Genomic DNA, 20274 nt, shown 5'->3' on the forward strand with positions numbered 1-20274 from the left:
ACGCCCGACCACAAGGCCCCAGCCGTGACAACGATCACTCCCGCACCCGGGAACCGAAACCCGGGCACCCCGCCCGCGGACGCTCCGATTCCCGGCGCGCCGCCCGCGCCCGGTACGCTCACCGCCGTGCCCCACGCTGATCAGCCCAGAACCGCCCAGAAGGACGCCCCGGCAGCGCCGCCGGGAGCACCCCGCCCCCAGCGGCCGCACCGGACCCCGGTAGCCGCCCTGGCCGGGCTGCTCGACGTCCCCGCCCCCGAGGGCGCCGAGACCGTCGAGGTCACCGGCATCACCCACGACTCCCGGGCGGTCCGCCCCGGTGACGTGTACGCCGCGCTCCCCGGCGCCCGCGCGCACGGCGCCGCGTTCGCCGCGCAGGCCGCCGCCCTCGGCGCCGCCGCGATCCTGACCGACCCGGTCGGAGCCGAACGCGCCGCCGAGACCGGCCTCCCGCTGCTCGTCGTCCCCGACCCACGCGGCCGGATGGGCGAACTCGCCGCCGAGATCCACGGCCGACCGGGCGACGCCCTGCTCCAGATCGGCATCACCGGCACCTCCGGCAAGACCACCACCGCCTACCTCGTCGAAGGCGGACTGCGCGGCGCCGGCAAGCACACCGGCCTCGTCGGCACCGTCGAGATGCGCATCGGCGACGAACGCGTCAAGTCCGAACGCACCACCCCCGAGGCCACCGACCTCCAGGCCCTGTTCGCCGTCATGCGCGAACGCGAGGTCGAGGCCGTCGCCATGGAGGTCTCCAGCCACGCCCTCGTGCTCGGCCGGGTCGACGGCTGCGTCTTCGACGTCGCCGTCTTCAACAACCTCAGCCCGGAGCACATGGAGTTCCACTCCGACATGGAGGACTACTTCCGCGCCAAGGCGAGCCTGTTCACCCCCGCCCGCGCCCGCCTCGGCGTGGTCAACCTCGACGACGAGTACGGCCGCCGCCTCGCCAAGGAGGCCGACATCCCCGTCGTCACCTTCTCCGCGACCGGCGACCCCGCCGCCGACTGGCGCGCCGAGGACGTGGTCAGCGGCCACATGGACTCCACCCTCGTCGTCGTCGGCCCCGAAGGACAGCGGATCACCGCCAAGGCCCCGCTGCCCGGCCCCTTCAACGTGGCCAACACCGTCGCCGCCGTCGTCACCCTCGCCGCCGCCGGCGTCGACCCCCAGACCGCCGCCGACGGCGTCGCCGCCGTCCCCGGCGTCCCCGGCCGGCTCGAACGAGTCGACGCCGGACAGCCCTGGCTCGCCGTCGTCGACTACGCGCACAAGACCGACGCCGTCGAATCCGTGCTCCGCGCCCTGCGCGAGGTCACCACCGGCAAGCTGCACATCGTGCTCGGCTGCGGCGGCGACCGCGACACCACCAAGCGCGCCCCGATGGGAGCCGCCGCCGCCCGCGGCGCCGACCTCGCCGTGCTCACCTCCGACAACCCGCGCTCCGAGGACCCCCTGCGGATCCTCGCCGCGATGTTCGAGGGCGCCGCCGGCGTCCCCGCCGCCGAACGCGGCACCGTCCTCGTCGACGCCGACCGCGCGAGCGCCATCGCCACCGCCGTGGCCCGCGCCGAGGCCGGCGACACCGTGCTCGTGGCCGGCAAGGGCCACGAACAGGGCCAGGACACCGCCGGCGTCGTCCGCCCCTTCGACGACCGCGACGTCCTGCGCGCCGCCATCGAGCGCCGCCAGGCAGACCACGCCCCCCAGGCCGAGGTGCACCCGTGATCGCCCTGACCCTCGCCGAGATCGCCGACATCACCGGCGGGCTCGCCCACGACATACCGGATCCGGCCCTCACCGTCACCGGACCCGTCGTCATCGACTCCCGCCTCGTCGAACCCGGCAGCCTGTTCGCCGCGTTCGCCGGTGAGAACGTCGACGGCCACGACTACGCCGAGCGCGCGCACGCCGCCGGCGCCGCCGCCGTGCTCGCCGCGCGACCCGTCGGCGTGCCCGCGATCGTCGTCGACGACGTGGAGAGGGCCCTGGGCCTCCTCGCCCGCGCCGTCGTCTCCCGCCTCGGCACCGACGTGGTGGCCCTGACCGGCTCCGCCGGCAAGACCTCCACCAAGGACCTGATCGCGCAGGTGCTCAGCGCCCACGCGCCCACCGTCTACACGCCCGGCTCCCTCAACAACGAGATCGGCCTCCCGCTGACCGCCCTGCGGGCCGGCGCCGAGACCCGACACCTCGTGCTGGAGATGGGCGCCCGCGGCATCGGCCACATCGCCTACCTCACCGGCCTCACCCCGCCCCGCATCGGCCTCGTCCTCAACGTGGGCACCGCCCACATCGGCGAGTTCGGCGGCCGGGAACAGATCGCCATCGCCAAGGGCGAACTCGTCGAGTCCCTCCCCACCGAGGCCGAGGGCGGCGTCGCCGTCCTCAACGCCGACGACCTCCTCGTGCGCGCCATGGCGAGCCGCACGAAGGCCGCCGTCGTCCTCTTCGGCGAGGCCGAGGACGCCGACGTGCGCGCCACCGGCGTCCGCCTCACCGAGGACGGCCGCCCCGCCTTCACCCTTCACACACCCACCGGGTGCGGGGACGTGACCTTGCGCCTGTACGGTGAGCACCACGTGTCGAACGCGCTCGCCGCTGCCGCCGTCGCCCACGTCCTGGGCATGTCCGCCGAGAAGATCGCCACCGCGCTCTCCGAAGCGGGCACGCTGTCCCGTTGGCGCATGGAGGTCACCGAACGAGCCGACGGCGTGACGATCGTCAACGACGCCTACAACGCCAACCCCGAATCCATGCGGGCCGCACTGCGCGCCCTCGCCGCCATGGGCGGTGCCGCCAAGGACCGGGGGGGACGCACCTGGGCGGTGCTCGGCAAGATGGCCGAGCTCGGGGACGAGGCGCTCGTCGAACACGACGCGATCGGACGGCTCGCCGTCCGGCTCAACGTGAGCAAACTGGTCGCGGTCGGGGGCAGGGAAGCGTCCTGGCTGCAACTGGGCGCATACAACGAGGGTTCGTGGGGTGAGGAGTCGGTGCTCGTGTCCGACACGCAGGCGGCGATCGACCTGTTGCGCAGTGAGCTGCGTCCAGGGGACGTCGTGCTGGTGAAGGCTTCCAGGTCGATCGGGCTGGAGCGGGTCGCGCTGGCGTTGCTGGAGCGCGAGGGCGAGGTCGCCGGGCGATGAAGCAGATCCTGTTCTCGGGGGCCATCGGTCTGTTCCTGACGCTCATCGGCACCCCGCTGCTGATCAAGCTGCTCGCCCGCAAGGGCTACGGCCAGTTCATCCGCGACGACGGCCCGCGCGGCCACGCCGGGAAGAAGGGCACGCCCACCATGGGCGGCATCTCCTTCATCCTGGCCACGCTGATCGCGTACGCGGCGACCAAGGTCATCACCTCCAGCCAGCCGACCATCTCCGGTCTGCTCGTCCTCTTCCTGATGGCGGGCATGGGCGTGGTCGGCTACCTGGACGACTACATCAAGATCGTCAAGCGACGCTCGCTCGGCCTGCGCGCCAAGGCCAAGATGGCCGGCCAGCTCATCGTCGGCATCGCCTTCGCCGTGCTCGCCCTCCAGTTCGCCGACGGCCGCGGCAACTCCCCGGCCTCGACCCGGCTGTCGTTCGTCTCGGACTTCGGCTGGTCCATCGGGCCCGTGCTGTTCGTGGTCTGGGCGCTGTTCATGATCCTGGCCATGTCCAACGGCGTGAACCTCACCGACGGCCTCGACGGCCTGGCCACCGGCGCCTCCGTCATGGTCTTCGGCGCCTACACCTTCATCGGCGTCTGGCAGTACCAGGAGTCCTGCGCCAACGCGGCGAACCTGATGCACCCCTCGGCGTGCTTCGAGGTCCGCGACCCGCTCGACCTCGCCGTCGTCGCCTCCGCCCTCATGGGAGCCTGCTTCGGCTTCCTGTGGTGGAACACCTCGCCCGCGAAGATCTTCATGGGCGACACCGGCTCCCTCGCCCTCGGCGGCGCGCTCGCCGGCCTCGCCATCTGCTCCCGCACCGAGTTCCTCATGGCGCTGCTCGGCGGTCTGTTCGTCCTCATCACCATGTCCGTGGTGATCCAGGTCGGCTCCTTCCGCCTGACCGGCAAGCGGGTGTTCCGGATGGCACCGCTCCAGCACCACTTCGAACTCAAGGGGTGGTCCGAGGTCCTTGTCGTGGTCCGCTTCTGGATCATCCAGGGCATGTGCGTGATCGTCGGACTCGGCCTCTTCTACGCAGGATGGGCAGCCGCCAAGTGACACCCAGCTCCACCGACCGGCCCTGGAAGGGCCGGAACATCACCGTCGCCGGTCTCGGCGTGAGCGGCCTCTCGGCCGCCCGCGCCCTGGCCGGCCTCGGCGCGTCCGTCACCGTCGTGGACGGCGGCGACGGCGAGGCCCAACGGGCCCGCGCCGCCGAACTCGCCGACCTCGGCATCGCGGTCCGCCTCGGTGACTCCGCGACCCTGCCCGAGGGCACCGACCTCGTGGTCACCTCCCCGGGCTGGCCGCCCACCGCCCCCCTCTTCGCCGCCGCCGAGGCGGCCGGGGTCGACGTGGTCGGCGACGTGGAGATCGCCTGGCGCCTGCGCGACCTGGACGGGCGCGTCCCCGCCCCCTGGCTCGCGGTCACCGGTACCAACGGCAAGACCACCACCGTGCAGATGCTCGCCTCGATCCTGCGCGCGGCCGGTCTGCGCACGACGACCGTCGGCAACATCGGCACCCCGATCATCGACGTGGTCACCGGCGAGCGCGAGTACGACGTGCTCGCCGTGGAGCTCTCCAGCTACCAGCTGCACTGGGCCCCCTCGGTCCGCGCCCACTCCGGCGCCGTCCTCAACCTGGCCCCGGACCACCTCGACTGGCACGGCTCCATGGACGCCTACGCCGCCGACAAGGGCCGGATCTACGAGGGCAACACGGTCGCCTGCGTGTACAACGTGGCCGACCCGGCCACCGAGCGCCTGGTGATGGACGCGGACGTGGAGGAGGGCTGCCGGGCGATCGGCTTCACCCTCGGCGTCCCCGGCCCCTCCATGCTCGGCGTGGTCGACGACGTGCTGGTGGACCGGGCCTTCGTGGAGAACCGGCAGAAGAACGCCCAGGAGCTGGCGCAGGTCTCCGACGTGAACCCGCCGGCCCCGCACAACATCGCCAACGCGCTGGCCGCCGCCGGCCTGGCGCGGGCCTTCGGGGTCACCCCGGCCGCCGTCCGCGAGGGGCTGCGCGACTTCACCCCCGACGCGCACCGGATCGCGCACGTGGCCGACGTGGCCGGGGTCTCCTACGTGGACGACTCCAAGGCCACCAACACCCACGCCACCGAGGCATCCCTCGCCGCCTACGACCCGATCGTGTGGATCGCGGGCGGCCTGGCCAAGGGGGCCACCTTCGACGAGCTCGTGCGGCGCTCGGCGAAGCGGCTGCGCGGGGTGGTGCTGATGGGCGCCGACCGGGCCCTCATCCGGGAGGCGCTGACGCGACACGCCCCCGAGGTCCCGGTGGTCGACCTCGACCGGACCGACACTGGGGCGATGCTCGCGGCGGTCCGACACGCGGCGGAGCTGGCGGAGCCCGGGGACACCGTGCTGCTGGCCCCGGCCTGTGCGTCGATGGACATGTTCGCGAACTACAACGAGCGCGGAGACGCGTTCGCCGACGCCGTGCGCGAACTGGCCGGGGAGCCCGGAACCCGGGACTGACCGGAGGGCGCGGGTCGGGGGCGCGGGCGTCCGGACGCTCCGCGTCCCCGACCCGCGCTCCCGCTCGCGCGCCGGTTCGAGTGGAGGGGATGACCACAGATGCCGGCTGGACGACTGCTGCCGGGACGCCGCCCGTCGGGCGGCTCCGGGGCGAAGGGCGGCGCCGCGAAACCCCCGGGACCGGCTCGCGCGCCGCGACCCGCCGTCCGCGGGCGGCTCCGGCCGCCGGGCGGCCGCGGCCCGATCGCGAGCGCGCGCCGACTGCGCGAGCGCGGGCGCAGGGCCTGGGACCGGCCGCTGACGGCCTACTACCTGATCTTCGGCAGCGCCTCGCTGATCATCGTGCTCGGGCTGGTGATGGTCTACTCGGCCTCCATGATCCGCGCCCTGGGGCTGGGCCTGCCCGCCTCCTGGTTCTTCCGCAAGCAGTTCCTGGCGGCCGTGATCGGCGGGGTGCTGCTGCTCGTGGCCTCCCGGATGCCGGTGAAACTGCACCGGGCCCTGTCGTACCCGGTGCTGGCCGGCACGGTCTTCCTGATGGCCCTCGTGGCGGTCCCGGGGATCGGCGAGGAGGTCAACGGCAACCGGAACTGGCTGCGGCTGGGCGCCTTCCAGCTCCAGCCCAGCGAATTCGGCAAGCTCGCCCTGATCCTGTGGGGCGCGGACCTGCTCGCCCGCAAGGGGGACCGCGGGCTGCTGACCCAGTGGAAGCACCTTCTGGTGCCCTTGGTCCCGGTCGCGTTCCTGCTGCTGGGACTGATCATGCTCGGCGGGGACATGGGCACCGCGATGGTGCTGACCGCCCTGCTCTTCGGCCTGCTGTGGACGGCCGGCGCCCCCACCCGGCTGTTCGTCGGAGTGCTCACCGGCGCGGGCCTGATCGCCACCGCGCTGATCTGGGGCAGCCCCAACCGGATGGCCCGCCTGGCCTGCCTGGGTGCCACCGAGGTGCGGGTCTCCGCCCCGGGACAACCCGACTGCTTCCAGGCCGTGCACGGGATCTACGCCCTGGCCTCCGGCGGCTGGTTCGGTTCCGGACTCGGGGCGAGTGTGGAAAAATGGGGGCAATTGCCCGAGGCGCACACCGATTTCATCTTCGCCGTGACCGGGGAGGAACTGGGTCTGGCGGGGACGCTGTCGGTGTTGGCCCTGTTCGCGGCCCTAGGCTATGCGGGTATCCGCGTGGCCGGACGCACGGAGGACCCCTTCGTACGCTATGCCGCGGGAGGCGTGACCACCTGGATCCTGGTCCAGGCCGTGATCAACATCGGGGCCGTGCTCGGCCTGCTGCCGATCGCCGGGGTCCCGCTCCCGCTGTTCTCGTACGGCGGGTCGGCCCTGCTGCCGACCATGTTCGCCGTCGGACTGCTCATCGCCTTCGCGCGTGAGGAGCCCGCGGCACGAGCGGCGCTCGCCATGCGGGCGCCGAGGTCCGGGCGGCAGCGCGCCGGGCTGGGATGGAAGTCGATGAGACGGCGCGTGAAGAAGCGTCCGTCCGGAGAGCGGTGAATTTCGGTGCATGTCGTACTCGCCGGTGGGGGGACCGCCGGCCACATCGAGCCGGCGCTCGCCCTCGCGGACGCCCTGCGCAGGCAGGACCCGACCGTGGGCATCACCGCCCTCGGCACGGAACGCGGTCTTGAGACCCGCCTGGTGCCCGAGCGCGGCTACGAGCTGGGACTGATCCCGGCCGTGCCGCTGCCGCGCAAGCCCACCCCCGAGCTGATCACCGTCCCCGGACGGCTGCGCGGCACGATCAAGGCGGCGGAGCAGATCCTGGAGCGCACGAAGGCGGACTGCGTGGTCGGCTTCGGCGGCTACGTGGCCCTGCCGGGCTACCTGGCCGCCAAGCGGCTCGGCGTGCCGATCATCGTGCACGAGGCCAACGCCCGCCCGGGCCTGGCCAACAAGATCGGCTCCCGCTACGCGCACGCCGTCGCGGTCTCCACCCCCGACAGCAAGCTGCGCGGCGCCCGCTACGTGGGCATCCCGCTGCGGCGCACGATCGCGACCCTGGACCGGGCCGCCGTCCGCCCCGAGGCGCGGGCCGCGTTCGGCCTGGACCAGAACCTGCCGACCCTGCTGGTGTCGGGCGGTTCCCAGGGCGCGCGCAAGCTCAACGAGGTGGTGCAGGCGGTCGCCCCGACCCTCCAGCGCGCCGGGATCCAGATCCTGCACGCGGTCGGCCCGAAGAACGAACTGCCGCGTGTCGACAACATGCCGGGGATGCCCCCCTATGTGCCGGTACCGTACGTGGACCGGATGGACCTCGCGTACGCCGCCGCCGACATGATGCTGTGCCGCGCGGGCGCGATGACCGTCGCCGAGCTCTCCGCCGTCGGCCTGCCCGCCGCCTACGTCCCGCTGCCCATCGGCAACGGCGAACAGCGGCTCAACGCGCAGCCGCTGGTGAAGGCGGGCGGCGGTCTGATCGTGGACGACGCGGAACTGAGCCCGGAGTGGATGCACCAGAACATCCTCCCCGTGCTCGCCGATCCGCACCGGCTCTACGAGATGTCCCGCGCCGCCGCCGAGTTCGGCCGCCGGGACGCGGACGACCTGCTCGTCCGCATGGTGTACGAGGCCGTCTCGGCACGTCGGAACCGCTGACGCAGGAGGACCGCAGGTGGCCGGACCAGGCAGGACCCCCCAGGGAGCACCGAGATCCGGCACGTCCGGGAAGCCCGGTCCGGCCGCCGGGGCGCGCGGGACCAAAGCCGCGCGCGGGGGAGCGGGCGCACCCGCGTCCGCCCGCGCGCGCGGCGCCGAACGCCCCGAATCGGCGCGGGCCTCCGAGGCGCGTGCCGCCCGCACGCCCCCGGGGACCGACCGGGACCCGGCCGAGCGCCGGGGGCGCCTCTCGCGCCCCCGCTCCGGCGCCGGCTCCGCGTCCGGCTCCGGCCGGCCGCCCCGCGCCCCCCGTCCGCCCCGCGAACGCCGGCCCTCGCGACGGCTGCGGATCCTGCTCGGACTCGCCGCCGTCACGGCCCTCGCGGGCGGCGGACTGTGGGCCGTGTACGGCTCCACCTGGTTGCGAGTGGAACGGGTCACGGCCGGCGGCACCGAGGTCCTCACCCCCGAGGCGGTGACCCGCGCCGCCGGGGTCCCCCTCGGCGTCCCGCTCGCCTCCGTGGACACCGACGCGGTCGCCGCCCGCGTCCGCGACCGGCTGCCCCGGGTCGACAGCGTCGAGGTGACCCGTTCCTGGCCGCACGGCATCGGCGTCGAAGTCGTCGAACGCAAGCCCGTGTTGCTGGTCGCGGAGAAGGCCGGCTGGGTCGAGATCGATCACTCCGGTGTGCGATTCGACACGGTGAAGACCCCGCCCAAGGGCATCCCCAGACTCGACCTCGCGGCCGGTTCCTCGCCCAGCCTGCGCCGTTTCGACGACGACCGTCTGGTGGAGGCCGCGGTGCGCGTCGCCGTCGACCTGCCGGGCCCCGTCGCCGCCCGGACCGGGAAGGTGACGGTGCGTTCCTACGACTCCATCACGCTGGCCCTGACCGGGGGACGGACGGTGCTTTGGGGCAGTTCCGACCAGGGTGAGGCGAAAGGCCGAGCGTTGACGGCCGTCCTCAAGGCGGCACCGAAGGCACGGCACTTCGACGTGAGCGCTCCCAGCGCCCCTGCGGTGTCCGGGAGTTGACGGCGGGTCGACGGCCGACACACCCTGGTTGGCCGGCGATATGGGTGATCACATAGGGTGAAAAGAAAAACGGGAGGTTCGGCGTGTTCGTTGAACCCGCGCCGCCCGTCGACTTAGTGTCCTGTTCGGAAGAGTCCGAGTAACAGCACACTCCTCACCCTAAACTTAAGGTTCAGGGTTCGGGTCGGCGAGGTCGGACCGTCCCGGAAATCGGCATCAGTCGCCGCACCGCAGGCCCGCGGGACGGCGACACGTAATCGAGGCGAGAGGCCTTCGACGTGGCAGCACCGCAGAACTACCTCGCAGTCATCAAGGTCATCGGTGTCGGCGGCGGTGGTGTCAATGCCATCAACCGAATGATCGAGGTCGGTCTCAAGGGCGTCGAGTTCATCGCCATCAACACGGACGCTCAGGCCCTGTTGATGAGCGACGCCGACGTCAAGCTCGACGTCGGTCGTGAACTGACGCGCGGCCTGGGCGCCGGCGCCAACCCGGCCGTCGGCCGGAAGGCGGCGGAGGACCACCGCGAGGAGATCGAGGAGGTCCTCAAGGGGGCCGACATGGTCTTCGTGACCGCCGGCGAGGGCGGCGGCACCGGCACCGGCGGCGCCCCCGTCGTAGCCAACATCGCCCGCTCCTTGGGCGCCCTGACGATCGGTGTGGTGACCCGCCCGTTCACCTTCGAGGGTCGCCGTCGCGCGAACCAGGCGGAGGACGGCATCGCGGAGCTCCGCGAAGAGGTCGACACCCTGATCGTCATCCCCAACGACCGCCTGCTGTCCATCTCGGACCGTCAGGTCAGCGTCCTGGACGCCTTCAAGTCGGCGGACCAGGTCCTGCTCTCCGGCGTGCAGGGCATCACCGACCTCATCACCACCCCCGGTCTGATCAACCTCGACTTCGCCGACGTCAAGTCCGTGATGTCCGAGGCCGGCTCCGCCCTGATGGGCATCGGCTCGGCGCGCGGCGACGACCGCGCGGTGGCCGCGGCCGAGATGGCGATCTCCTCGCCCCTGCTGGAGGCGTCCATCGACGGCGCCCGGGGCGTGCTGCTCTCCATCTCCGGCGGCTCCGACCTCGGCCTGTTCGAGATCAACGAGGCGGCCCAGCTCGTCAGCGAGGCCGCCCACCCCGAGGCGAACATCATCTTCGGCGCCGTCATCGACGACGCCCTCGGCGACGAGGTCCGGGTCACGGTCATCGCGGCCGGGTTCGACGGCGGGCAGCCGCCGGCGCGCCGGGACAACGTGATCGGCGCGGCCTCGACCAAGCGCGAGGAGCCGGCCGCTCCGAACCGGCAGGCCGAGCCGGCCCGTCCGGCCTTCGGCGGCCTCGGCGCGGTCCCGCCGCGCGAGGAGCCGGCGCCCGCGCCGGCCCCCGCCCCGATCGCCGAGGCCCCGGCCCCGGCACCGCTCTCCCCGCAGGTCCCGACCGCGCGTCCCTACCAGGACAGCCCGGCCGAAGAGCTGGACGTACCGGACTTCCTGAAGTGACCATCGGGCAACGGCACCACGCGAACGGCGCCCACTTCGCCTTCACCGACCGGTGGGGCGGAGTGAGCGCCGTTCCGTACGAAGGGCTCAACCTCGGCGGCGCGGTCGGAGACGACCCCGCCGCCGTCCTCGCGAACCGGGGTCTGGCCGCCGCCGAGCTGGGGTTGGACCCGGCCCGCGTGGTGTGGATGAACCAGGTGCACGGCCGGGACGTGGCCGTGGTCGAGGGTCCGTGGGGCGAGGGCGCCGAGATCCCGTGCGTGGACGCGGTGGTGACCGCGCGTCGGGGCCTGGCCCTGGCCGTGCTCACCGCCGACTGCACCCCCGTGCTGCTGGCCGACCCGGTCGCCGGGGTGGCCGCCGCGGCGCACGCCGGCCGGCCCGGCCTGGTCGCCGGGGTGGTGCCGGCCGCGGTCGCGGCCATGGTCGAGCTCGGCGCCGACCCTGCCCGGATCACCGCCCACACCGGTCCGGCCGTGTGCGGGCGCTGCTACGAGGTGCCGGCCGAGATGCGCGAGGAGGTCGCGGCCGTCGTCCCGGCGGCCCGGGCCGAGACGAGCTGGGGCACCCCGGCCGTGGACGTGGTCGCCGGCGTGCACGAGCAGCTCGCGAAGGCGGGGGTGACGCGCCGGCGGGTTTCCGAGGTCTGCACACTGGAGTCACGGGATCACTTCTCGTACCGCCGGGACCGTCGGACCGGGCGGCTCGCCGGATACGTGTGGTTGGACTGATGGTGATGGACCGTAGGGCGGAACTCGCGGCGAACCTGGAGCGGGTCGAGGAGCGGATCGCGGGCGCGTGCGCCCGCGCCGGTCGGAAGCGCGAGGAGGTGACCCTGATCGTGGTCACCAAGACCCACCCCGCCTCGGACGTGCGGCTCCTCGCGGAGCTCGGGGTGCGCCACGTGGCGGAGAACAAGGACCAGGACGCCGGCCCCAAGGCGGCCGAATGCGCGGACCTGGGCCTGAGCTGGCACTTCGTCGGCCAGCTCCAGACGAACAAGGCCCGCTCGGTGGTCCGCTACGCCGATGTGGTGCAGTCGGTGGACCGGGCGCGGTTGGTGGACTCGCTGGCGGCGGCGGCCGTGAAGGAGGGGCGCGAGATCGGGGCGCTCGTCCAGATCGCCCTCGACGCGGAGGCCGGGGCCGAGCGCGGGGCCCGGGGCGGACTGGCCCCGGACCGGCTGCCCGAGCTCGCGGCGGCGATCGAGGCGGCCGAGGGCCTGCGGCTCGACGGGCTGATGACGGTGGCCCCGTTGGCCGGTCCGTACGCCGGCCGCGAACAGGCGGCCTTCGAGAGGTTGATGGAATTGTCATCTTCCCTCCGTGCCGCGCATCCGGCTGCCACCATGGTCTCGGCCGGGATGAGCGCCGATCTGGAACACGCCGTGGCCGCCGGGGCGACACACGTGCGCGTCGGCACTGCGGTACTCGGCGCGCGCCCCCGCCTCGGGTAACGTCGCGGAGAAAGTCGCACCACAGCAGAAAATATGGTCATCCCCGCCGCACGGCGGGTAGACCACGTGGATCGCGGGCAGTTGATGACCTCGACAGTCGCGACGGCACTCCCGCGAGGGGCGATCCACCACAGAGCGGAGGACTCAGAGCATGGCCGGCGCGATGCGCAAGATGGCGGTCTACCTCGGCCTCGTGGAGGACGACCGGTACGACAATCCCGGGTACGACCCTGACGACGAGTTCGAGCCGGAGCCGGAGCCGGATCGGGAACGACACCGGCAGCAGCCGGTCCGTCAAACTCCCGTATCGGACGAACCGGTACGAGTCGCCCAGCCGCCGGCGCCTCGTGAACCGATCCCCCTGCCGGTCGAAAACGGACGACCCGCCCGAATCGCCCCCGTGGCATCCATCACACCCGAACGCCCGAACCTGGAGAAGAACGCACCCGTGATCATGCCCAAGGTCGTCTCCGAGCGGGAGCCGTACCGCATCACCACGCTGCACCCCCGGACCTACAACGAGGCCCGTACCATCGGGGAACACTTCCGCGAGGGCACTCCGGTGATCATGAATCTGACCGAGATGGACGACACCGACGCCAAGCGTCTGGTGGACTTCGCGGCCGGTCTGGTCTTCGGTCTGCACGGCAGCATCGAACGCGTGACACAGAAGGTGTTCCTGCTGTCGCCTGCTAACGTCGATGTCACGGCGGAGGACAAGGCCCGCATCGCGGAGGGCGGGTTCTTCAACCAGAGCTAGACCGGACAGGCGAGAACACGGGGAGAGGGAAGCACGAAGATGGGTGTCGCACTACAGGTCGTCTACATCGCTCTGATGTGCTTCCTCATCGTGCTGATCTTCCGACTGGTCATGGACTATGTCTTCCAGTTCGCACGTTCATGGGAACCCGGCAAGGCGATGGTGGTGGTCCTGGAGGCCACTTACACTGTCACCGATCCACCGCTGAAGCTTCTGCGGCGGATGATTCCGCCGTTGCGTCTCGGGGGCGTGGCGCTCGACCTGTCCTTCTTCGTACTGATGATCATCGTTTACATCCTTATCAGCGTCGTGAGCAAATTCGCGAGCGGCGTGTGAACGATGAACTCAACGGATCCGCGGGGATGGCCCGGGTCTTGCCGACAGCCGACGACTACGTAGAGGTGAAGAAGACATGCCGTTGACCCCCGAGGACGTGCGGAACAAGCAGTTCACGACCGTCCGTCTCCGAGAAGGCTACGACGAGGACGAGGTCGATGCCTTTCTCGACGAGGTCGAGGGTGAGTTGACCCGACTGCTCCGCGAGAACGAGGACCTGCGCGCCAAGCTGGCGGCGGCCACCCGTGCCGCGGCGCAGAACCAGCAGCAGCAGAACATGCGCAAGCCCGAGCCGCAGGACCAGCGAGGCCCCGGCGCCCCGGTCCCGGCCGCCATATCCGGCCCGCCGATGCAGCAGCAGCCCCCGCAGATGGGCCCGCCGCAGCTTCCGAGCGGCGCCCCCCAGCTTCCGCCGGGTCCCGGCGGGCACGGTCCCCAGGGTCCGCAGGGCGGCCCCCAGGGCCCCGGCACCATGGGCGGCCAGCAGCAGATGCCGCAGCAGCAGCACCCCATGCACCAGCAGTCCATGGGCGGGCAGAACCAGCTCGGCCAGCAGATGCCGCCGCAGGGGATGCCCCCGCAGCAGATGCAGCAGCAGGGCATGCCCCCGCAGATGCAGCAGCAGATGCAGCAACAGCAGCAGATGCAGCAGCAGATGGGCCAGCAGCAGCAGATGCAGCAGATGGGCCAGCAGATGCCGCCCCAGATGCAGCAGCAGATGCCCCCGCAGATGCAGCAGCAGATGCCGCCGCAGCTCCCGCAGCCCGGTCAGGGCCCCGGCGGCGACAGCGCCGCGCGCGTCCTGTCGCTGGCCCAGCAGACCGCCGACCAGGCGATCGCCGAGGCCCGTTCCGAGGCCAACAAGATCGTCGGCGAGGCCCGCAGCCGCGCCGAGGGCCTGGAGCGCGACGCCCGCGCCAAGGCCGACGCGCTGGAGCGGGACGCGCAGGAGAAGCACCGCGTCGCGATGGGCTCCCTGGAGTCCGCCCGCGCCACGCTGGAGCGCAAGGTCGAGGACCTGCGCGGCTTCGAGCGCGAGTACCGCACGCGTCTGAAGTCCTACCTGGAGTCCCAGCTGCGCCAGTTGGAGACCCAGGCCGACGACTCCCTCGCCCCGCCGCGCACCCCGGCCACCGCCTCGCTGCCGCCGTCGCCGGCGCCGTCGATGGCCCCGGCCGGCGCGATGGGCATGGGCTCGTCCTCCCCGATGGGCGGCGCCCCCTCCTACGGCGGTCAGCAGCAGATGACCCCCGCGATGAGCCAGCCGATGTCCCCGGTCCGACCGGCCCCGCCGCAGCCGATGCAGCAGGCGCCGTCCCCGATGCGCGGCTTCCTCATCGACGAGGACGACAACTAGTCCTCCCCCTCGCACCGCGAGACCTTCCGGGCCGGGCCCGGGTTCCCCACGGAACCCGGGCCCGGCCCGTTCTCGTGTGCCCGACCGTGCCGGGACGCGGTGCGCGGCGGGGACCACCGGCCCCGATCGGGTCGCCGTCCGACCTCGTTTCGGCGGTGGGCCGGCGGGGGATCAGGGGTGGTGCGGAGGTGCGAAGTGAGCCGGTATCAGCCGTTGTGGGCGTTCTGTGCTGCCTGTGCTGCCTGTGCCGTCTGCGCGGGTGTGCGGTGAGTGATCCGGTTCGGGGTCTCTGGCGGGCCCCCGGGAACGGCGACGGCCCGGTCGCCCCGCCGGAGCGGGACGGCCGGGCCGTCGGGTGGTGCCGGGGGATCAGACCTTGCGCAGGCGGAAGGTCAGGCCCAGGGCCTCGTCGGTGAAGGGCTCGCCGAAGGACGCGTCCGCCTCGCCGGCCGCCCAGTCGGTGGCCAGCACCTCGTCCGCGATCAGCGTCGCGTGGTCGGTCAGCGCGGTGGTGACCTCCTCGCCCGCCGCGCTCCAGCGCAGCGCGATCCGGTCGGCCACGTCCAGGCCCGAGTTCTTGCGGGCCTCCTGGATCAGGCGGATCGCGTCACGGGCCAGACCCGCCAGCCGCAGCTCCGGGGTGATCTCCAGGTCCAGGGCCACCGTGGCGCCCTGCTCCGAGGCCACCGACCAGCCCTCGCGCGGGGTCTCGGTGACGATGACCTCCTCCGGGGAGAGCGCGATGACCTCGCCGTTCACCTCCAGCTCGGCCGTGCCCGCCTTCAGCGCCGCCGACAGGGCCGCCGCGTCCGCCGCCGCCACCGCCTTCGCCACGTCCTGCACGCCCTTGCCGAACCGCTTGCCCAGCGCCCGGAAGTTGGCCTTCGCGGTGGTGTCCACCAGCGAGCCGCCCACCTCCGACAGCGAGGCCAGCGAGGTCACGTTCAGCTCCTCGGTGATCTGCGCCCGCAGGTCCTCCGAGAGCTCCGCGAAACCGGTGGCCGCGACCAGCGCGCGCGACAGCGGCTGACGGGTTTTCACGCCGGACTCGGCGCGGGTCGCGCGGCCCAGCTCCACCAGTCGGCGGACCAGCAGCATCCGCTCGGCCAGCACCGGGTCGATCGCGTCCGCGTCCACCGTCGGCCAGCTCGCCAGGTGTACCGACTCCGGGGCCTCCGGGGTGACCGGGGCGACCATGTCCTGCCACACCCGCTCGGTGATGAACGGGGTGAGCGGGGCCAGCAGCCGGGTGACGGTCTCCACGACCTCGTGCAGGGTCCGCAGCGCCGCCGCGTCCCCCTGCCAGAACCGGCGCCGCGAACGCCGCACGTACCAGTTCGACAGGTCGTCGACGAAGGCCGACATGAGCTTGCCGGCGCGCTGGGTGTCGTACGCCTCCATCGCGTCCGTCACCCCCGCCACCAGGGTGTTCAGCTCCGACAGCAGCCAGCGGTCCAGCACCGTGCGGTCGGCCGGCGCCGGGTCCGAGGCGCTCGGCGCCCAACCGGCGGTGCGGGCGTACAGGGCCTGGAAGGCGACCGTGTTCCAGTAGGTCAGCAGCGTCTTGCGGACCACCTCCTGGATCGTGCCGTGCCCGACCCGGCGGGCCGCCCACGGGGAACCGCCGGCCGCCATGAACCAGCGCACCGCGTCCGCGCCGTGCTGGTCCATCAGCGGGATGGGCTGGAGGATGTTGCCCAGGTGCTTGGACATCTTGCGGCCGTCCTCGGCCAGGATGTGCCCCAGGCAGACCACGTTCTCGTAGCTGGACTTGTCGAACACCAGGGTGCCGACCGCCATCAGCGTGTAGAACCAGCCGCGGGTCTGGTCGATGGCCTCGGAGATGAACTGCGCCGGGTACCGGCTCTCGAACAGCTCCTTGTTCTTGTACGGGTAGCCGTACTGCGCGAACGGCATCGAGCCCGAGTCGTACCAGGCGTCGATGACCTCGGGCACGCGGGTCGCCGTCAGCGAGCAGCCCTCGGCGGTGCAGCCGAAGGTCACGTCGTCGATGTACGGGCGGTGCGGGTCCAGCCCCGACAGGTCCGTGCCGGTCAGCTCGGAGAGCTCGGCCCGCGAGCCCACGCAGGTGAGGTGGTTCTCCTCGCAGCGCCAGATCGGCAGCGGGGTGCCCCAGTAGCGGTTGCGGGAGAGGGCCCAGTCGATGTTGTTGTTGAGCCAGTCGCCGAAGCGGCCCTGCTTCACCGAGTCCGGGAACCAGTTGGTGCGCTCGTTCTCGCGCAGCATCGCGTCCTTGACGGCGGTGGTGCGGATGTACCACGAGGGCTGCGCGTAGTAGAGCAGCGCGGTGTGGCAGCGCCAGCAGTGCGGGTAGCTGTGCTCGTACGCGATGTGCCGGAACAGCAGGCCGCGCGCGTCGAGGTCGGCGGTCAGGGTCTCGTCGGCCTTCTTGAAGAAGACCCCGCCCACGAGCGGGACCCCCTCCTCGAAGGTGCCGTCGGGCCGGATCGGGTTGACCACGGGCAGGCCGTACGCGCGGCAGACCGCGAGGTCGTCGGCGCCGAACGCGGGGGACTGGTGCACCAGACCGGTGCCGTCCTCGGTGGTCACGTACTCCGCGTTCACCACGTAGTGCGCGGCCTCGGGGAACTCGATCAGCTCGAAGGGGCGCCGGTAGGTCCAGCGCTCCATCTCCTTGCCGGTGAACGAGACCCCGGTGGCCTCCCAGCCCTCGCCGAGGGCCTTGGCCAGCAGAGGCTCGGCCACCACCAGCTTCTCGTCGCCGTCGGTGGCCACCACGTAGGTGACGTCCGGGTGCGCGGCCACGGCCGTGTTCGAGACCAGGGTCCACGGGGTGGTCGTCCACACCAGCAGCGCCGCCTCGCCCGCGAGCGGGCCCGAGGTCAGCGGGAAGCGCACGTACACCGAGGGATCCACGACCGTCTCGTAGCCCTGCGCCAGCTCGTGGTCGGACAGGCCGGTGCCGCAGCGCGGGCACCAGGGGGCGACCCGGTGGTCCTGGGTCAGCAGGCCCTTGTCGAAGATCGTCTTCAGCGACCACCAGACGGACTCCACGTACTCGGGGTCCATCGTGCGGTACGCGTCGTCCAGGTCCACCCAGTAGCCCATGCGGGTGGTCAGCTCGGCGAAGGCGTCGGTGTGGCGGGTCACGGACTCGCGGCACTTGGCGTTGAACTCGGCGATGCCGTACGCCTCGATGTCCTGCTTGCCGTTGAAGCCCAGCTCCTTCTCCACCGCCAGCTCCACCGGCAGGCCGTGACAGTCCCAGCCGGCCTTGCGGGCCACGTGGTAGCCGCGCATGGTGCGGAAGCGGGGGAAGACGTCCTTGAAGACGCGGGCCTCGATGTGGTGCGCCCCCGGCATGCCGTTCGCGGTGGGCGGGCCCTCGTAGAAGACCCACTCGGGGCGGCCCTCGGACTGCTCCAGGGTCTTGGCGAAGGTCTTGTGCTCCTGCCAGAACTCCAGCACCGCGTGTTCCAGGGCGGGCAGGTCGACCTGGGCGGGGACCGGGCGGTACTGCGACTGCGGCTCGTTCGGCTGCGTGCTCATCGGGGGCGTCTTCCTCCGGCGGGTGCGATCTCTCCGTCCGGAGGGACGAGAGCGCCCGACGTGCGCGGCTCCCGCGGTACCACCCTCCTTGGCCGACGGCGCGTGCCGACGACCCCCTCATTGGGGTGCGAGCCGGTTCTACTGGCCCGACACGGGGGTCGGGGGTTCTTCCGGCGGCTCCGGGGTGATGCTTCACGTCGCGCTCGCCCCCGGGCTCACACCGCCCCCGGGTCGCTCCTGACTGCGTCCGACGCTACTCGGCCCCATCGATGCCTTTCGCCGCTGTCAGTGTAAGGGCCCCCGCCCCGCGCGGCCGACCGGGTTTTCGCCCGGCGGGTCGGGGCGCGCGCGGCACCCCGTTCGGCCCCGCCCCGGGCCCCGGCCGCGCCTCGGGCCCTGAGCTGGGCACACGGGTACCGGGTGACGGGGCGCGCGGCGCGTCTCGGGCGCGCCCCGTTGCCGAGGGCGATGAGTCGATTTATCGTCCCACCACGATCAGCGTGCGAGATCACGCTCGGCGAAAGGCCGCGGCCATGGTGGCGAAGAGGACCGAGAAGGCACCGCCCGGGACGCCGGACGGCGGGCCCGCGCAGGCGCCCGCCGCGCCGCGCGCGACCCCGGCGAAGAAGACCGTCGCGAAGAAGGCCGCCGCGAAGAAGGCGCCCGCCGCCGAGCCCGCCGCGAAGAAGAGCGCGGCCAAGAAAACCGTGGCCGAGAAGACCACCGCCAAGAAAACCGTGGCCGAGAAGACCACCGCCAAGAAGACCGCCGTGAAGAAGAGCGCCGCGCACGCGGACGGCGCCGGCAACACCCCCGGGGCGGACCGGACCGCCCCGGGGCGGGACACGGCGGACACCGGGTCCGCCGGGACGGGAGTCGGGACTGTGGGTGCCGAGAAGAGCGTGGTCGCCACCGAGGGCGTCGGAGTGCCGGGAGCCCGACCGGGACCGGACGGGGCCCTGGCCGTCCGCCCCGGCGAGGACCCGTGGACCCCGGAGGAGACCTCCGAGGCCCGCGCCGAGCTCCAGAGCGAGGTGCTGCGGCTGGGCGCGGAGATCGCCCACGCCGAGGAGTCCATCACCGGCCTGATGCGCGACGGCGCGGGCGCCGGCGACGACGAGGCCGACACCGGCAACAAGAACATCACCCGCGAGCACGAGCTGGCCCTGGCCGCCAACGCCCGCGAGATGCTGGAGCAGACCGAACGCGCCCTGGAACGCCTGGACGCGGGCACCTACGGGCTGTGCGAGAGCTGCGGCAAGCCCATCGGCAAGGCCAGGATGCAGGCATTCTCCCGGGCCACCCTGTGCGTGGAGTGCAAACAGCGCGAGGAACGCCGCCACTGATCGACCGCGCCGCGACCGCCGGCCGCGCCGCCCCGTCCGGGCTCCCCTGTCGTACCCTTCGGGGAAGGTCAGGGGAGCCTGGCGAGACAACCCGATCAGGCCGGTTCGAAGGACTCACGTGACAGACGCGGAGCGCATCATCGACGGGACGCAGCCCGAGCAGCCCGAGGAGGCGCCGACCGCGGCCCCCCAGGACAAGGGGCGGCGCCGGATCACGGCCCTGCTGGTGGTCGCCGTGATCGCCTACCTGCTCGACCTCGGCAGCAAGATGCTGGTGGTGGCGAAGCTGGAGCACCAGCCGCCCATCGAGATCATCGGCGACCTGCTCAAGTTCGACGCGATCCGCAACCCGGGGGCCGCGTTCGGCTTCGGCGAGGCGTTCACGATCATCTTCACGGTGATCGCGGCCGGCGTGATCGTGGCCATCGTGCGCCTGGCCCGCAAGCTCTACAGCCTGCCCTGGGCCATCGCGCTGGGCCTGCTGCTCGGCGGCGCGCTGGGCAACCTCACCGACCGGATCTTCCGTTCCCCGGGCGTGTTCCAGGGCGCCGTGGTCGACTTCATCGCCCCCGCGCACTTCGCCGTCTTCAACCTCGCGGACTCCGCGATCGTGTGCGGCGGCATCCTGATCGTGCTGCTGTCGTTCCGGGGTCTGGACCCCGACGGCACCGTCCACAAGGACTGA

Annotated in this window: 16 protein-coding genes; 15 read left to right on the forward strand and 1 reads right to left on the reverse strand. The window is 72.4% G+C overall.

The features are described from left to right. Positions 1–24 precede the first annotated feature (24 nt). The 13 genes from ACN20G_RS20105 (at position 25) to ACN20G_RS20165 (ending at position 14712) form a co-directional block, all read left to right on the forward strand. A complete protein-coding gene (locus ACN20G_RS20105) occupies positions 25–1731 on the forward strand; it encodes a UDP-N-acetylmuramoyl-L-alanyl-D-glutamate--2,6-diaminopimelate ligase (RefSeq protein ID WP_424214186.1) in 1707 nt (568 codons plus the stop codon). Beyond that, a complete protein-coding gene (locus tag ACN20G_RS20110) occupies positions 1728–3152 on the forward strand; it encodes a UDP-N-acetylmuramoyl-tripeptide--D-alanyl-D-alanine ligase (protein ID WP_424214187.1) in 1425 nt (474 codons plus the stop codon). Before ACN20G_RS20105 ends, ACN20G_RS20110 begins: the two co-directional genes overlap by 4 nt. Next, complete coding sequence (mraY, locus tag ACN20G_RS20115; protein WP_424214188.1) at positions 3149–4219, forward strand: phospho-N-acetylmuramoyl-pentapeptide-transferase; 1071 nt, start codon at positions 3149–3151, stop codon at positions 4217–4219. The genes ACN20G_RS20110 and mraY overlap by 4 nt, the downstream gene beginning before the upstream one ends. Then, complete coding sequence (murD, locus tag ACN20G_RS20120; protein ID WP_424214189.1) at positions 4201–5664, forward strand: UDP-N-acetylmuramoyl-L-alanine--D-glutamate ligase; 1464 nt, start codon at positions 4201–4203, stop codon at positions 5662–5664. Before mraY ends, murD begins: the two co-directional genes overlap by 19 nt. A 99-nt stretch (positions 5665–5763) precedes the next feature. Then, the gene (ftsW, locus tag ACN20G_RS20125) at positions 5764–7173 is read left to right on the forward strand and encodes a putative lipid II flippase FtsW (protein WP_424214190.1); all 1410 of its coding nucleotides are present in this window, start codon (positions 5764–5766) and stop codon (positions 7171–7173) included. A gap of 6 nt (positions 7174–7179) precedes the next feature. After that, positions 7180–8274, forward strand: coding sequence for an undecaprenyldiphospho-muramoylpentapeptide beta-N-acetylglucosaminyltransferase (murG, locus tag ACN20G_RS20130; protein ID WP_424214191.1), 1095 nt, complete (start codon positions 7180–7182; stop codon positions 8272–8274). Positions 8275–8617: 343 nt separating this feature from the next. Then, positions 8618–9310 carry a cell division protein FtsQ/DivIB gene (locus tag ACN20G_RS20135; protein ID WP_424215600.1) on the forward strand — a complete coding sequence of 231 codons (693 nt, stop codon included), beginning with the start codon at positions 8618–8620 and terminating at the stop codon, positions 9308–9310. A 278-nt stretch (positions 9311–9588) separates the two neighbouring features. Next, positions 9589–10803 (forward strand): cell division protein FtsZ, encoded by a 1215-nt coding sequence (ftsZ, locus tag ACN20G_RS20140; protein WP_424214192.1) that lies wholly within the window; start codon positions 9589–9591, stop codon positions 10801–10803. Continuing rightward, complete coding sequence (pgeF, locus tag ACN20G_RS20145; RefSeq protein ID WP_424214193.1) at positions 10800–11534, forward strand: peptidoglycan editing factor PgeF; 735 nt, start codon at positions 10800–10802, stop codon at positions 11532–11534. Before ftsZ ends, pgeF begins: the two co-directional genes overlap by 4 nt. A gap of 2 nt (positions 11535–11536) precedes the next feature. Next, positions 11537–12259 (forward strand): YggS family pyridoxal phosphate-dependent enzyme, encoded by a 723-nt coding sequence (locus tag ACN20G_RS20150; protein ID WP_424215601.1) that lies wholly within the window; start codon positions 11537–11539, stop codon positions 12257–12259. Positions 12260–12410: 151 nt separating this feature from the next. Further along, positions 12411–13019, forward strand: coding sequence for a cell division protein SepF (locus ACN20G_RS20155; protein WP_424214194.1), 609 nt, complete (start codon positions 12411–12413; stop codon positions 13017–13019). Between the two features lie 39 nt (positions 13020–13058). Further along, on the forward strand, positions 13059–13355 hold the full coding sequence (locus ACN20G_RS20160) for a YggT family protein (RefSeq protein ID WP_424214195.1): 297 nt from the start codon (positions 13059–13061) through the stop codon (positions 13353–13355). Positions 13356–13431: 76 nt separating this feature from the next. Then, entirely contained in the window at positions 13432–14712 is a 1281-nt protein-coding gene (locus ACN20G_RS20165; RefSeq protein ID WP_424214196.1) for a DivIVA domain-containing protein, read from the forward strand. 369 nt (positions 14713–15081) lie between these two features. On the opposite strand, the gene ileS is transcribed toward ACN20G_RS20165, so the two are convergent. Next, on the reverse strand, positions 15082–18243 hold the full coding sequence (gene ileS, locus ACN20G_RS20170) for an isoleucine--tRNA ligase (protein ID WP_424214197.1): 3162 nt from the start codon (positions 18241–18243) through the stop codon (positions 15082–15084). Positions 18244–18776: 533 nt separating this feature from the next. Between ileS and ACN20G_RS20175 the strand changes: the two genes are divergently transcribed. Both ACN20G_RS20175 and lspA read left to right on the forward strand, forming a co-directional pair. Then, positions 18777–19589, forward strand: coding sequence for a TraR/DksA C4-type zinc finger protein (locus tag ACN20G_RS20175; RefSeq protein WP_424214198.1), 813 nt, complete (start codon positions 18777–18779; stop codon positions 19587–19589). 139 nt (positions 19590–19728) lie between these two features. Further along, the gene (gene lspA, locus ACN20G_RS20180; protein ID WP_424215602.1) at positions 19729–20274 is read left to right on the forward strand and encodes a signal peptidase II; all 546 of its coding nucleotides are present in this window, start codon (positions 19729–19731) and stop codon (positions 20272–20274) included.

Origin of the sequence: Streptomyces dryopteridis, assembly GCF_049606955.1 — a bacterium.
GTDB lineage: Bacteria > Actinomycetota > Actinomycetes > Streptomycetales > Streptomycetaceae > Streptomyces.

Bases quoted from the DNA above. Each gene is read 5' to 3' on its own strand.
- mraY (WP_424214188.1), top strand. From the start codon at position 3,149: ATGAAGCAGATCCTGTTCTCGGGGGCCATCGGTCTGTTCCTGACGCTC.
- ACN20G_RS20155 (WP_424214194.1), top strand. From the start codon at position 12,411: ATGGCCGGCGCGATGCGCAAGATGGCGGTCTACCTCGGCCTCGTGGAG.
- ACN20G_RS20165 (WP_424214196.1), top strand. From the start codon at position 13,432: ATGCCGTTGACCCCCGAGGACGTGCGGAACAAGCAGTTCACGACCGTC.
- murD (WP_424214189.1), top strand. From the start codon at position 4,201: ATGGGCAGCCGCCAAGTGACACCCAGCTCCACCGACCGGCCCTGGAAG.
- ileS (WP_424214197.1), bottom strand. From the start codon at position 18,243: ATGAGCACGCAGCCGAACGAGCCGCAGTCGCAGTACCGCCCGGTCCCC.
- ftsW (WP_424214190.1), top strand. From the start codon at position 5,764: ATGCCGGCTGGACGACTGCTGCCGGGACGCCGCCCGTCGGGCGGCTCC.
- ACN20G_RS20175 (WP_424214198.1), top strand. From the start codon at position 18,777: ATGGTGGCGAAGAGGACCGAGAAGGCACCGCCCGGGACGCCGGACGGC.
- ACN20G_RS20160 (WP_424214195.1), top strand. From the start codon at position 13,059: ATGGGTGTCGCACTACAGGTCGTCTACATCGCTCTGATGTGCTTCCTC.